This window comes from Paraburkholderia sprentiae WSM5005, assembly GCF_001865575.2.
Taxonomy (GTDB): domain Bacteria; phylum Pseudomonadota; class Gammaproteobacteria; order Burkholderiales; family Burkholderiaceae; genus Paraburkholderia; species Paraburkholderia sprentiae.
Genome location: NZ_CP017562.2, coordinates 1,826,128 through 1,838,834, shown reverse-complemented (window position 1 = coordinate 1,838,834; position 12,707 = coordinate 1,826,128). Strand labels below are relative to the sequence as shown.

The following is a 12,707-nucleotide window of genomic DNA, read 5'->3' as shown; positions in this document are numbered from 1 at the left end:
TCATATTTCCATCACGGCTCGCGCACTACAATGCACGTGACGGCGATCATTTGAACCGAAGGGAATGACAGCACCATGACATCGAACGACAGCGCGGCACCGGCCACGACGCTCGAACGCGGCGCGGGCGTGGCCGTCTGGAGACAGATCGAACAGATCCTGGCCGCCGAGATCGCGGCGAGTGGGTTCGGCGACGAAGGGCGCTTGCCGAGCGAGGGCGAGCTGGCGAAGCGCTTCGACGTCAACCGCCACACGGTGCGTCGCGCGATGCTCGGCCTCGCCGCGCTCGGCCTCGTCAGCGTCGAGCAGGGGCGCGGCACGTTCGTGCAGCCCGGCGCGATCGACTATTCGATCGGCCGCCGTACGCGCTTCACCGAAAACCTGCGTCAGCAGCATCACTCGCCCGCGGGCACGATGCTGTCGGCCGCGCGGGTCAAGGCGGAGCCCAGCGTCGCGAAGGCGTTGGGTCTGCGCGCGGGCGCGGCCGTGTATCGCATCGAATCGCTGAACGCGTCCGACGGCGTGCCGCTCACGTTCGCGCGCAGCTGGTATCCGGCCACACGTTTTCCGGATCTGCCCGAGGTGGTGCAACGCCTCGGTGGCACGACGAAGGCGCTGGCCGAATTCGGCGTGGACGATTATCTGCGCAAGTGGAGCCGCATCGGCAGCGTGCTGCCCGAGCCCGAGGTCGCGCGGCGGCTCAACATCAACCGTCAGCAGCCGGTGCTGTGGGTCGAGAACGTCGACGTCGATCTGCAAGGCACGCCGGTCAAATACGGCTTCACGCATTTCGCGGCCGACCGTGTGCAACTGCTCGTGGAGCACGACCTGTGAGCGCACTCGCATGGAATGCCGACGCGCGCTTCGCGCTGTACTACGCGCCGTCGTGCGAATCCGCGTGGTGGCAGGCCGGCTCGACATGGCTCGGCCGCGATGCGCAAAGCGGCGAGCGCTGTGCGCAGCCGCAGCCGCCGGGATTGACGCGCCCGCTCGCCGCGTTGACCGATGCGCCGCGCCGCTATGGCTGGCATGGCACGCTGGTCGCGCCGTTCCGGCTCGGCGCCGGGCTCACGCAGCACGACGTGCTGGCGGCCGCGCGTGGCTGGGCGCTCGCGCAGCGGGCGTTCACATTGCCGGTGGAAGCGGCCACGCTCGGCGACTTCGTCGCGTTGCGTCCCGCGAATGCAGATGGCGAGACGCGCATTCGCGAACTCGCGTCGAGCGCGCTGCAGTCGCTCGACGGGCTGCGCGCGCGACCGTCGGCGGCCGATCTCGAGCGCCGGCTCGCCGCGCCGCTGAGCGACCGCCAACGTGCGTTGCTGCTGCAGTGGGGCTATCCCTACGTGTTCGATGAGTTTCGTTTTCATATAACGTTGTCCAGTTCGCTCGCCGATGCCGACGAGCGCGCGACGCTGCTCGCATGGTGGCGTGAGCGCACGCCCGCGCTCGGGCCGCTCGCGATCGATCAGGCCGCGCTGTTCGTCGAACCGGCGCCGGGCGAGCCGTTCGTGCTGTGGCAGGCGCTGCCGTTCAGCGACGGCGCGCAACCCGGTGATCGCAACGACAGGCAGCAACACGAGGTGAGCAGCCAATGACAGGGCGTTTGATCTATGTGATGGGGCCGTCGGGCGCGGGTAAGGACTCGCTGCTGCAATTCGCGCGCAAGCGCCTTGCCGGCGAGCCGGTCCTGTTCGCGCATCGTTACATCACGCGGCCGAGCGGCAATGGTGAAGTGCACGTGGCACTGAGCGTCGAGGAGTTCGCCGCGCGTTCGGTGCTCGGCCTGTTCGCGCTCGAATGGTCGAGCCATTCGCTGCGCTATGGCATCGGTATCGAACTCGATGCGTGGCTTGGGCGCGGCTGCACGGTGGTCGTCAACGGCTCGCGGCAGTACGTGCAGCAGGCGCTCGCGCGCTATCCACGCGCGGAAGTGGTGCACGTGAGCGCCGCGCCGCATATTCTCGAAGCGCGGCTCGGGGCGCGGGCGCGCGAATCGGCGGAGCAGGTCGCGGCGCGGCTCACCCGGCGCGCGCCGTTTGCGTTGCCCGCCGGCGTGCGCTGTACGACGATCGACAACTCCGGCGCGCTCGAAGCAGCGGGGCAGGCGTTGATCACGGTGCTCAAGGAGCGGGTGAGCGTGTAGCGCAAGTACACGCTCATGCTCACGCTCATGTGGGCAAGCGGCCTATTGCACGCTTCCCATCCGCTCCCGCGTCACTTGCCGCAAACAGGCGACGAACTGCTGCACGGCCGGCGTCGGCAGCAGATCGCGTCGCGAGATGATGCTTAGATCGTAGTTCGGCAGCGCGTCTTCGATCTGCGCGACACGAATGCCGAGCGGCGCGACCTTCTGCGCGAGCGGCCGCGTGAAGCAGCTGATCACGTCGGTCTGCGACACGAGCCCGAGCGTCACCGCAAACGACGACGGCGCGCGCAACAGCCGCTTCGGCACCGGCAGGCCATGTGCGCTGAACATCGCCATCATCACGCTGTGCGGGAAATGATCGGCGCCGACCGTGACGATCCACTCGGCGTCGAGCAGTTCGGACAGACGCGTGACGTTCGCGAGCGGATGGCCGGCGCGCATCGTGACGACGAACTGCGTCGAGTACAGCGGCACCTGCACCAGATCGCTGTCCAATGCCTGGACGTGATGGATCGCCGCGAGATCGAGCGCGCCGTTGCGCAGACGCGCAAGCGCGTCGGGCACCGTCACTTCCTCCAGATGCAGATCGACGAGCGGCATCTTCTCGCGGAAGCTCGACACCGCATGCGGCAGCACCGTCAGCGCCAGCGATGGCATGGTGCCGACGCTGACCTTGCCGGCCAATTCGCCCTTCACCTGCTCGACGGCCTCGACGGTGCGGCGCATGTCGCCGAGCAACTGCTCGGCGCGCGGCAACAGCGCGAGCCCGCACGCGGTCAGCTCGATGCCGCGCACGCTGCGCACCATCAGCTCGGCATTGAGCGCGCTCTCCAGTTCGCGAATCGTATGAGTGACGGCCGGCTGCGTGACGCCGAGTTCGCGCGCGGCGGCGCGCAAGCTGCGGTGATGCGCGGCGGCGACGAAGGCCTGCAACTGCTGCAGCTTCATAAGGGTGGGCCCCTATATAAGTTTCGTTAATCGGGGTCAAAAAAATAGCATCTTATTCGAACAAAACGGCGTGGCTATAGTGCGAGGCTACTCACTGGAGCCCTGCCCGCTATGAACGAGACCCCGCGTTTGACCGAAGTGTCCGATCTGGAGCCCGCCGCCGCGAGCCTGCGCGAGATTCGCCATCACATTCATCACCATCCCGAACTCGCGTACGAGGAAGTGCAGACGGCGGCGCTCGTCGCCGACAATCTCGAACGGTGGGGCTGGCAAGTCACGCGCGGGGTCGGCAAGACCGGCGTGGTCGGCACGCTGAAAGTCGGCGCGGGCAAGCGCAGCATCGGCATTCGCGCGGACATGGACGCGCTGCCGATCATCGAGCAGACCGGTCTGCCGTACGCGAGCGGCACTCACGGCAAGATGCACGCGTGCGGCCACGACGGCCACACGACGATCCTGCTAGGCGCCGCGCAACGGCTCGCGGCCACGCGCCATTTCTCCGGCACCGTGCATCTGTATTTCCAGCCGGCCGAGGAAAGCGGCATTGACAGCGGCGCGCTGAAGATGATCAACGACGGCCTGTTCGAGCGCTTCCCGTGCGACGCCGTGTTCGGCCTGCACAACCATCCGGGCGCGGAGCCGGGCACGCTGCTGTTCCGCAAGGGGCCGTTCATGTCGGCGGGCGACAAGGCGATCATCACGATCGAAGGCGTCGGCGGCCATGCGGCGCGTCCGCATCTGACGGTCGATCCGGTCGTGGTGGCCGCGAGCATCGTGATGGCGCTGCAGACGATCGTCGCGCGCAACGTCGACCCGTCGCAGCCAGCTGTGGTGACGGTCGGCTCGATGCACGCGGGCACCGCGAACAACGTGATTTCAAGCAGCGCGCGGCTCGAACTGAGCGTGCGCTCGTTCAGCCCCGAGGTGCGCGCGTTGCTGAAGAAGCGCATCACCGAGCTGGCCGAATCGCAGGCCGCGAGCTATGGGGGCACGGCGAACGTCGAGTACATCGAAGGGTATCCGGTCGTCATCAATACGGACGCCGAAACGGATTTCGCGGTGCAGGTCGCGCGCGAGCTGGTCGGCGAGGCCAAGGTGGTCGAGCAGACCGACATCCTGATGGGCAGCGAGGACTTCGCGTTCATGCTGCAGAAGCGGCCGGGCACGTTCCTGCGCATCGGCAATGGCGTCGGCGAGGACGGCTGCATGGTGCACAACCCGCACTACGACTTCAACGACCGCAGCCTGCCGATCGGCGCGGCGTTCTGGGCGCGGCTGGTGGAGCGCTATCTCGCGCACTGAGCGATCGGAGCAAACGCCGCGCGGCGCGGGTTCGTCAGCCCCGCCGCGCGACCATCTCCGAGACCGTCTGCGCGGCTTGCTGCAGCGGTTCCAGAAACGCCTTCACCATCTGTTTGGCCGAATTGCGCTGCGCGTTGCCGCTGATGTTCATCGCGGCGATCACACGGCCTTGGCGATTGCGAATCGGCGCGGACAGCGAAATCAGGCCGCCTTCGAGCTCCTGATCGACGATCGCCCACCCTTGGCGTCGCACCTGCTCGATCAACTTCTTCAACTCTTCCTTGTCGGTGACGGTGCGCGGCGTGTGCGCGTAGAGCGGCGTCGAGTTCAGCGTTGCGTCGAGCGTCTCGTCGTCGAGCGAGGCGAGCAGCACGCGGCCCATCGACGTGCAGTACGCGGGCAGGCGGCTGCCGATCGACAGGTTGATCGTCATGATCTTGTGAGTCGGCACCCGCAGCACGTAGACGATCTCGGTGCGATCGAGCACGGCCGCCGAGCAGCTTTCGTGCACCTGCGCCGACAGGCTCTCCATCACCGGTTCGGCGAGATTCCAGAACGGCATCGAGGTCAGGTACGCGAAGCCGAGGTCGAGAATCTTCGGCGTCAGACGGAACAGGCGCCCCTCGGCTTCCACGTAGCCGAGCGTTTGCAGGGTGAGCAGGATCCGGCGCGCGCCGGCGCGCGTGAGGCCGGTCGCCGCGGCGACGTCGGTGAGCGTCTGTTCGGGGCGCGTCGCGTCGAATGCGCGGATGACCGCGAGGCCCCGCGCGAACGACTGCACGTACGAGTCGCCCGGTTTCTCCGGGGCCGGTTCGGCGTTGGCGGGCGCGACGGAAGACGGCGGCAGGGCTTTGCTCATGGACCTTGATCGTGGTGTCGGAAAAGTGCGCACGAAGGACGCGCGACGCGCGTTCGTTTCGATGCGGAGCCGCGTTTTGCGTTGCGGCGCAAAGGCGAGACGATAGCTTAAGCCTTCTATTTCGCCAAATGACGCTTGGGCCTTCATCAAGCTTAGGGTTTGCGTGGATGCGATTCGCGCTTCAAATTTGTATGATGACCCGATAACCAGATCACTTCACGGCAACCCATCCCACCGGTTCACCATGTTCGACAAGATTCCCGCGCGTGCGATGAGCGACACCGTCGCGCAGCAACTGCTGAAACAGATCGACAAGGGCACCTTCGCGCGTGGCGCCAGGCTGCCGACCGAAGCCGTGCTCGCGCAACAGTTCGGTGTGAGCCGCACGGTGATTCGCGAGGCGCTGTCGCGGCTGAAGAACGAGGGGGTGGTCGAGCCGCGCCAGGGTAGTGGCGTGTTCGTCGCCGGGCACGGCGCGATCCGCCCGTTGCGGATCGACTATGCGGAAGCCGTCGAACCGGGCTCGGTCGTGCAGATCCTCGCGCTGCGCCGCGCGATCGAGGCGGAGGTCGCGTCGGAAGCCGCGATGCGCCGCAGCGACGCCGACATGGCGGCGATCGACGCCGCGCTCGAGCGCATCGAACGGGCGGTCGCCGACGGCGAAGACGGCGTCGCCGAAGACGTCGCCTTTCATCGGGCGATCGCGGCGGCGACGGGCAATCCCTATTTGCTGAAGACGTTGAGTTTCCTCAATCAGTACCTTGAAGCGGGCACGCTCGTTACGCGCCGCAACGAGGCGCTGCGCGAGGACTTCTCGCGGCAGGTGCGCGACGAGCACGCGGCGATTGCCGCGGCGATTCGTGGCAGCGATCCGATGGCGGCACGCATCGCCGCGCAGACGCATCTGTACAACGCGGCGCGGCGGCTTGCCGAGGCGGGCATCGTCTGACGCGCCGAGTGCGCGCGGTGATGGCGACGCGCGCGAACCCACGAATGCCGCACCAATCCTTAGAGGTCACGCATGTCGAGAAATGTCGGTGTCATTGGTTTGGGGGCCATGGGGCTCGGCGTCGCGCGCTCGCTGTTGCGCGCGGGCTTCAAGGTCCACGCATGCGACTTGCGGCGCGACGTGCTGCAGGCGTTCGTCGATGAAGGTGGCGTCGGCTGTGCGACGCCCTCGGATCTCGGCGCGCATTGCGAGGTCGTGATCACGCTGGTCGTGAATGCGGCGCAGACCGAAGCCGTACTGTTTGGCGAGCAAGGCGCGCTCGCGGCGATGAAGCCGGGCGGCGTCGTGATCTCGAGTGCTACGGTCGCGCCGGAATTCGCGAGCGATCTCGGCAAGCGCGTCGAGGCGGCCGGTCTGCTGATGCTCGATGCGCCGGTGTCGGGCGGCGCGGCGCGCGCCGCGTCGGGCGAAATGACGATGATGACGTCCGGTCCAGCAACCGCTTACGCGGCGTGCGAGGACGTGCTCGGCGCGATCGCCGGCAAGGTGTATCGGCTCGGCGACGCGCATGGCGTGGGCTCGAAGGTGAAGATCATCAACCAGCTGCTGGCCGGCGTGCATATCGCGGCGGCCGCCGAGGCGCTCGCGCTCGGCCTTCGCGAAGGCGTCGACCCGGACGCGCTGTACGACGTGATTACGCACAGCGCGGGCAATTCGTGGATGTTCGAAAACCGCGTGCCGCATATTCTCGCGGGCGATTACACGCCGCTGTCGGCGGTCGATATTTTCGTGAAGGACCTGGGCCTCGTGCTCGATACCGCGCGTCGCACGAAATTTCCGCTGCCGCTGTCGGCGGCAGCGCATCAGATGTTCATGATGGCGTCGACGGCGGGCCACGGTGGCGAAGACGACTCGGCGGTCGTGAAGATTTTTCCCGGCATCGAATTGCCGGCGAAGCAATAGGCGAGGGGCGGGTCATGACGGCTCGAACGAACCCCGCGTTGCTCGGCTGCATCGCCGACGATTTCACCGGCGCCACCGATCTCGCCAACATGCTCGTGCGCGGCGGCATGCGTACCGTGCAGACGATCGGCGTACCCGCATCTGGCGAAGCACTCGACGCGGACGCGCTCGTCGTCGCGCTGAAGTCGCGCACGATCCCCGCCGCCGACGCGGTCGCGCAATCGCTGGCCGCGCTCGCCTGGCTGCGCGCGCAAGGCTGCCGGCAATTCTTCTTCAAGTACTGCTCGACCTTCGATTCGACCGATGCGGGCAATATCGGCCCGGTAACCGATGCGTTGCTCGATGCGCTGTGCGTCGAGTTCGCCGAGCGCGCGTCGTTGACGATCGCCTGTCCCGCGTTTCCCGAGAACGGCCGCACGATTTTTCGCGGTCATCTGTTCGTCGGCGATGCGCTGCTCAACGAGTCGGGCATGGAAAACCATCCGCTGACGCCGATGCGCGACGCGAACCTCGTGCGCGTGCTGCAGCGGCAAACTCGATCGAAGGTCGGACTCGTGCGTTACGACGCACTCACACAAGGCGACGCGGGCGTGCGCGCCGCATTCGACGCATTGCGCGCCGACGGCGTGCGCATCGCGATTGCGGACGCGGTGTCCGACGCCGATCTGCACACGCTCGGCGCGGCCTGCGCGGACCTCGCGCTGATCACGGGCGGCTCGGGCGTCGCGCTCGGCTTGCCGGCCAACTTCCGGCGCGCGGGTCTGCTCGGCAAGCCGAGCCATGCCGCGCAATTGCCGCGTGTCGAAGGTTTGTCGGCGGTGCTCGCGGGCAGTGCGTCTAAAGCGACCAACGCGCAGGTCGCCGCATGGTGCGCGACGCGGCCCGCGTTCCGCATTGATCCGCTCGCGGCGGCGCGCGGCGAGGACGTCATCGGCGAGGCGCTCGCGTTCGCGCAACAGCGCTTCGTGCACGCGGAGCCGGTGTTGATCTATGCGACCGCATCGCCCGACGAAGTGCAGGCCGTGCAGCGCGAACTCGGCGTCGACGAGGCCGGGCATCTGGTGGAGATGACGTTGGCATCGATTGCGCGCGGCCTGCGCGAGTTCGGCGTGCGCAAGTTCGTCGTCGCGGGCGGCGAGACCTCGGGCGCGGTCGTGCAGGCGCTCGACGTGCACATGCTGCGCATCGGCGCGCAGATCGATCCGGGTGTGCCGGCCACGGCGACGACGGGCGCCGAGCCGCTCGCGCTTGCGCTGAAGTCCGGCAACTTCGGCACGACCGACTTCTTCGACAAGGCGCTGCGCCATCTCGACGGAGCCTCGCAATGAGCGGCGCGCCGGCACTTCACACCGCCACCGAAGCGCGCGTGCGCGAGGAAATCTGCGCGGTCGGCGCGAGTCTGTATCAGCGCGGCTATACCGTCGGCAGCGCCGGCAACATCAGCGCGCGGCTCGACGACGGCTGGCTGATCACGCCGACCGACGCGTGCCTCGGCCGCCTCGACCCCGCCGACATCGCCAAGGTCGACGCGGATGGCCATGCGGTGTCGGGCGCCAAGCCGTCGAAAACGCTCGCGCTGCATCGCGGCATCTATGCACGCAACGCCGACGTGCGCGGCATCGTCCACACCCATTCGACGCATCTAGTCGCGTTGACGCTCGCGGGCGTGTGGAGCGAAGCGGACGTGTTGCCGCCGATCACGCCGTACTACGTGATGAAAGTGGGACATGTACCGCTGATTCGCTATCGACGCCCGGGCGATCCGCAAGTCGCCGCGCAGATCGCCGCGCTGGCCGATCGGGTGCGCGCGGTATTGCTCGAACGTCTGGGGCCGGTGGTGTGGGAGCGCTCGGTCGCGCATGCGTCGTATGTGCTCGAAGAACTCGAGGAGACCGCGCGCCTGTGGCTGATGACCAATCCGCGGCCCGCGCCGCTCGACGCCGCCGCGATCGAAGCGCTATGTGCCGCGTTCGGCGCGCGCTGGTAGCGGGGGCGTGACCGATGAACGCCGCGCACCTTATCGCACTGTCTTAAAGGAACTGCCGCCATGCCTCGCTTCGCCGCCAATCTGTCGATGATGTACAACGAACACGCGTTCCTCGACCGTTTCGCCGCCGCCGCGCGCGACCGTTTCAACGCGGTCGAATTCCTGTTTCCGTACGAGTTCCGCGCGAACGAACTGAAGGCACGGCTCGACGCGCACGGCCTCACGCAGGCGCTGTTCAATGCGCCGCCCGGCGACTGGCACGGCGGCGAGCGCGGCCTCGCATCGCTGCCGGGCCGCGAGGACGAGTTCCGCCGCGGCGTCGACACGGCGCTCGAGTACGCGCGCGTGCTCGGCAATCGCAAGCTGCATGTGATGGCGGGGTTGATCGCCGGCGATCGGGCGGGCGAAACGCAGCGCAACACGCAACGCGACGTGTACCTGAACAATCTCGCCTATGCCGCGCGGGCCGCGCAAGCCGATCAGATCATGGTCGTGATCGAGCCGATCAACACGCGAGACATACCCGGCTATTTCCTCAATCGGCAAGACGACGCGCAGGCGATCTGCGCCGAAGTGGGCGCGCCGAATCTGAAAGTGCAGTTCGATTGCTATCACTGCCAGATCGTCGAGGGCGATCTCGCGATCAAGCTCAAACGCGATATGGCCGGCATCGGCCATATCCAGATTGCCGGCGTGCCGGAGCGGCACGAGCCCGACATCGGCGAACTGAACTACCCGTACTTGTTCGATCTGATCGATGCGCTCGGCTACGACGGCTACATCGGCTGCGAATACCGGCCGCGCGCGGCGACCTCGGCGGGGCTGGGCTGGCTGAAGCCTTATCTCGACGGCGCGTCGACTCTTTCCGACAACCACTGACGGATACGTCATCATGAAAGTACTCATCACCGGCGGCGCCGGTTTTCTCGGCCAGCGCCTCGCGCGCGAACTGCTCGCGCGCGGCGCGCTGAAAGATGCGCACGGCGCACCGCAAGCGATTACCGGGCTGGTGCTGCTCGACGTCGTGCGCGCCCACGATTTCGGCGATGCGCGCGTGCGCACCGAAGTCGGCGATATCGCGGAGCGCAGCGTGCTCGAACGCGTGATCGACGCTCAAACGTCGGCGATCTTTCATCTCGCCGCGATCGTCAGCGGCCAGGCCGAGGCGGACTTCGATCTCGGCATGCGCATCAATCTCGATGCGTCGCGGCTGCTGCTCGAAGTCTGCCGTCAGCGCGGGCACCGACCGCGCGTCGTGTTCACCAGTTCGGTCGCGGTCTATGGTGGCGATCTGCCTGCGGTCGTGCGGGACGACACCGCGCTGAACCCGCAGTCGTCGTATGGCGCGCAAAAGGCGATCGCGGAACTGCTGCTGAACGATTATTCGCGGCGCGGTTTCGTCGACGGCCGGGTATTGCGGCTGCCGACCATCAGCGTACGGCCGGGGCGGCCGAATGCGGCGGCTTCGTCGTTTGCGAGTGGCATCATCCGCGAGCCGCTCAATGGCGAGGAGGCCGTGTGTCCGGTCGCGGGTTCGACGCGGCTATGGCTGCTGTCGCCGCGCAAGGCGATCGACAGCCTGATCGCCGGCCTCGAACTCGAGGGCGCCGCGCTCGGCAAGCAGCGCGTGCTGAACCTGCCGGGCCTGTCGGTCAGCGTCGACGAAATGATCGCGGCACTGCGCGAGGTCGCGGGCGATGCGGTGGCGAGCCGCATCGTACGGCAGCCCGACGAGCGCATCGAGCAGATCGTCGGCAGTTGGCCCGGTGCGTGGGATACATCGCGCGCCGAACGGCTCGGGCTTGCGGCCGAGCGCAGTTTCGCGGAGGTGATCCGCGGCTACATCGCCGATGAGGGAATCCAGGTTCGCTGAAATCCGCTCTCCGCGTATCCCCTGGTGTCGCCCGGCACGGCTGCGGCTGTGCTTGACATGCTTTCGCGGCCACGCCTATCATCGAGCCTGTTTTGTTCGATATATGACCGGACGTTCGTGTATAGAACACAAGGCCGGGCGAGTCGTCGAGCCGAAGCCCATCGTTCACGATCCTGCGCTAAGCTGGTCCGACGTGAGGGCCGCCGCGCCGCCTTCATGTGCAGCTTCCCGCCCGCGGCCGTTGGCCACCCGATGCCGCAGCGCATCGAACCGGCGTCATCGGTGTAAACCCGGCGCGCGGCACAGCGCACGCAGCATCTCAACTGGAGACATCCCATGACCGAAGCATTCCTGTGCGACGCGATTCGCACCCCCATTGGCCGCTATGCGGGTTCGCTGTCGTCGGTGCGCGCCGACGACCTGGGCGCGGTGCCGCTCAAGGCGTTGATGGAGCGCAACAAGAACGTCGACTGGACCGCGATCGACGACGTGATCTACGGCTGCGCGAACCAGGCCGGTGACGACAACCGCAACGTCGCGCGCATGTCGCTGCTGCTCGCGGGCTTGCCGAAGGACGTGCCGGGTTCGACGGTCAACCGCCTGTGCGGCTCGGGCATGGATGCGATCGGCATCGCCGCGCGCGCGATCAAGTCGGGCGAGGCCGCGCTGATGATCGCCGGCGGCGTCGAAAGCATGAGCCGCGCACCGTTCGTGATGGGCAAGGCGCCGACCGCGTTTTCGCGTCAGGCCGAGATTTACGACACGACGATCGGCTGGCGTTTCGTGAACCCGCTGATGAAGAAGCTGTACGGCGTCGACTCGATGCCGGAAACCGGCGAAAACGTCGCGACCGACTACAACATCAGCCGCGCCGACCAGGACGCGTTCGCGCTGCGCAGCCAGCAGAAGGCCGCACGCGCGCAACGCGACGGCACGCTCGCACAGGAAATCGTCGGCGTGACGATCGCCCAGAAGAAGGGCGATCCGATCACGGTCACGCAGGACGAGCATCCGCGCGAAACGAGCCTCGAAACCCTCGCGAAACTGAAGGGCGTCGTGCGTCCGGACGGCACGGTCACGGCCGGTAACGCGTCGGGCGTGAACGACGGCGCGGCCGGGTTGCTGCTCGCGAACGAAGCAACCGCGCAGCGCTTTGGGCTGACGCCGCGCGCCCGCGTGCTCGGCATCGCGACGGCCGGCGTGGACCCGCGCGTGATGGGCATGGGTCCGGCACCCGCGACGCAGAAGCTGCTCGCGCGTCTGGGCATGACGATCGACCAGTTCGATGTGATCGAGCTGAACGAAGCGTTCGCCTCGCAAGGCATCGCGGTGCTGCGCGCCCTCGGCGTCGCCGACGACGATCCCCGCGTGAACCCGAACGGTGGCGCGATCGCGCTCGGCCACCCGCTCGGCATGAGCGGCGCGCGTCTCGTGACGACCGCGACGTATCAGCTGCAACGCACGCAGGGCCGCTTCGCGATATGCACGATGTGTATCGGCGTCGGCCAGGGCATTGCGATCGCGATCGAGCGCGTGTGATGCGAGCGTTGTCTTAGCGCGCGGTTCCGTCCTCGCGCTATGTTTGCGGGTCTCGGCGCAAGCTGAATAGTCAAAAGCAGCAGGGCCGGCGTGTCGTCGAGACACGCCGGCCCTTTGTTTTGGTTGCGCCGTGCTTTCGCT

General features: G+C 67.3%; 13 protein-coding genes. 11 read left to right on the top strand and 2 right to left on the bottom strand.

The genetic code is table 11. The annotated features are described in order from the left end of the window. Positions 1-75: 75 nt before the first annotated feature. The 3 genes from phnF to phnN are packed head-to-tail and all read left to right on the top strand — an operon-like array spanning position 76 to position 2,143. A complete protein-coding gene (gene phnF / locus BJG93_RS25125) occupies positions 76-834 on the top strand; it encodes a phosphonate metabolism transcriptional regulator PhnF (protein WP_027194048.1) in 759 nt (252 codons plus the stop codon). After that, positions 831-1,595 (top strand): DUF1045 domain-containing protein, encoded by a 765-nt coding sequence (locus tag BJG93_RS25120; protein WP_027194047.1) that lies wholly within the window; start codon positions 831-833, stop codon positions 1,593-1,595. The genes phnF and BJG93_RS25120 overlap by 4 nt, the downstream gene beginning before the upstream one ends. Then, complete coding sequence (gene phnN / locus BJG93_RS25115; protein WP_027194046.1) at positions 1,592-2,143, top strand: phosphonate metabolism protein/1,5-bisphosphokinase (PRPP-forming) PhnN; 552 nt, start codon at positions 1,592-1,594, stop codon at positions 2,141-2,143. Before BJG93_RS25120 ends, phnN begins: the two co-directional genes overlap by 4 nt. Before the next feature lie 42 nt (positions 2,144-2,185). On the opposite strand, the gene BJG93_RS25110 is transcribed toward phnN, so the two are convergent. Next, positions 2,186-3,094, bottom strand: coding sequence for a LysR family transcriptional regulator (locus BJG93_RS25110; RefSeq protein WP_027194045.1), 909 nt, complete (start codon positions 3,092-3,094; stop codon positions 2,186-2,188). Positions 3,095-3,205: 111 nt separating this feature from the next. Between BJG93_RS25110 and BJG93_RS25105 the strand changes: the two genes are divergently transcribed. Then, on the top strand, positions 3,206-4,396 hold the full coding sequence (locus BJG93_RS25105; protein WP_027194044.1) for a M20 aminoacylase family protein: 1,191 nt from the start codon (positions 3,206-3,208) through the stop codon (positions 4,394-4,396). A gap of 34 nt (positions 4,397-4,430) precedes the next feature. Here BJG93_RS25105 and BJG93_RS25100 read toward each other — a convergent pair whose 3' ends face one another. Further along, positions 4,431-5,255, bottom strand: a complete 825-nt coding sequence (locus tag BJG93_RS25100; RefSeq protein ID WP_027194043.1) for an IclR family transcriptional regulator — start codon at positions 5,253-5,255, stop codon at positions 4,431-4,433. A 244-nt stretch (positions 5,256-5,499) separates the two neighbouring features. On the opposite strand from BJG93_RS25100, the gene BJG93_RS25095 reads away from it, so the two are divergent. From BJG93_RS25095 to pcaF, 7 genes are all read left to right on the top strand, one after another. After that, complete coding sequence (locus tag BJG93_RS25095) at positions 5,500-6,204, top strand: FadR/GntR family transcriptional regulator (protein WP_027194042.1); 705 nt, start codon at positions 5,500-5,502, stop codon at positions 6,202-6,204. A 72-nt stretch (positions 6,205-6,276) separates the two neighbouring features. Next, positions 6,277-7,167: an L-threonate dehydrogenase gene (gene ltnD / locus BJG93_RS25090; protein WP_027194041.1), complete on the top strand. Its 891-nt coding sequence runs from the start codon at positions 6,277-6,279 to the stop codon at positions 7,165-7,167. A 14-nt stretch (positions 7,168-7,181) separates the two neighbouring features. Beyond that, a complete protein-coding gene (otnK, locus tag BJG93_RS25085) occupies positions 7,182-8,495 on the top strand; it encodes a 3-oxo-tetronate kinase (protein ID WP_027194040.1) in 1,314 nt (437 codons plus the stop codon). Further along, on the top strand, positions 8,492-9,154 hold the full coding sequence (gene otnC / locus BJG93_RS25080) for a 3-oxo-tetronate 4-phosphate decarboxylase (RefSeq protein WP_027194039.1): 663 nt from the start codon (positions 8,492-8,494) through the stop codon (positions 9,152-9,154). Before otnK ends, otnC begins: the two co-directional genes overlap by 4 nt. Positions 9,155-9,214: 60 nt before the next feature. Next, a complete protein-coding gene (gene otnI / locus BJG93_RS25075; RefSeq protein WP_027194038.1) occupies positions 9,215-10,033 on the top strand; it encodes a 2-oxo-tetronate isomerase in 819 nt (272 codons plus the stop codon). Between the two features lie 13 nt (positions 10,034-10,046). Further along, positions 10,047-11,027 (top strand): D-erythronate dehydrogenase, encoded by a 981-nt coding sequence (denD, locus tag BJG93_RS25070; protein WP_027194037.1) that lies wholly within the window; start codon positions 10,047-10,049, stop codon positions 11,025-11,027. A 336-nt stretch (positions 11,028-11,363) separates the two neighbouring features. Next, positions 11,364-12,566, top strand: a complete 1,203-nt coding sequence (pcaF, locus tag BJG93_RS25065; RefSeq protein ID WP_027194036.1) for a 3-oxoadipyl-CoA thiolase — start codon at positions 11,364-11,366, stop codon at positions 12,564-12,566. Positions 12,567-12,707: the final 141 nt, after the last annotated feature.

Coding starts and splice junctions, on each gene's coding strand:
- pcaF (WP_027194036.1), top strand. CDS start 11,364: ATGACCGAAGCATTCCTGTGCGACGCGATTCGCACCCCCATTGGCCGC.
- otnC (WP_027194039.1), top strand. CDS start 8,492: ATGAGCGGCGCGCCGGCACTTCACACCGCCACCGAAGCGCGCGTGCGC.
- BJG93_RS25095 (WP_027194042.1), top strand. CDS start 5,500: ATGTTCGACAAGATTCCCGCGCGTGCGATGAGCGACACCGTCGCGCAG.
- otnK (WP_027194040.1), top strand. CDS start 7,182: ATGACGGCTCGAACGAACCCCGCGTTGCTCGGCTGCATCGCCGACGAT.
- phnF (WP_027194048.1), top strand. CDS start 76: ATGACATCGAACGACAGCGCGGCACCGGCCACGACGCTCGAACGCGGC.
- denD (WP_027194037.1), top strand. CDS start 10,047: ATGAAAGTACTCATCACCGGCGGCGCCGGTTTTCTCGGCCAGCGCCTC.
- BJG93_RS25105 (WP_027194044.1), top strand. CDS start 3,206: ATGAACGAGACCCCGCGTTTGACCGAAGTGTCCGATCTGGAGCCCGCC.
- ltnD (WP_027194041.1), top strand. CDS start 6,277: ATGTCGAGAAATGTCGGTGTCATTGGTTTGGGGGCCATGGGGCTCGGC.
- BJG93_RS25100 (WP_027194043.1), bottom strand. CDS start 5,255: ATGAGCAAAGCCCTGCCGCCGTCTTCCGTCGCGCCCGCCAACGCCGAA.
- BJG93_RS25110 (WP_027194045.1), bottom strand. CDS start 3,094: ATGAAGCTGCAGCAGTTGCAGGCCTTCGTCGCCGCCGCGCATCACCGC.
- otnI (WP_027194038.1), top strand. CDS start 9,215: ATGCCTCGCTTCGCCGCCAATCTGTCGATGATGTACAACGAACACGCG.
- phnN (WP_027194046.1), top strand. CDS start 1,592: ATGACAGGGCGTTTGATCTATGTGATGGGGCCGTCGGGCGCGGGTAAG.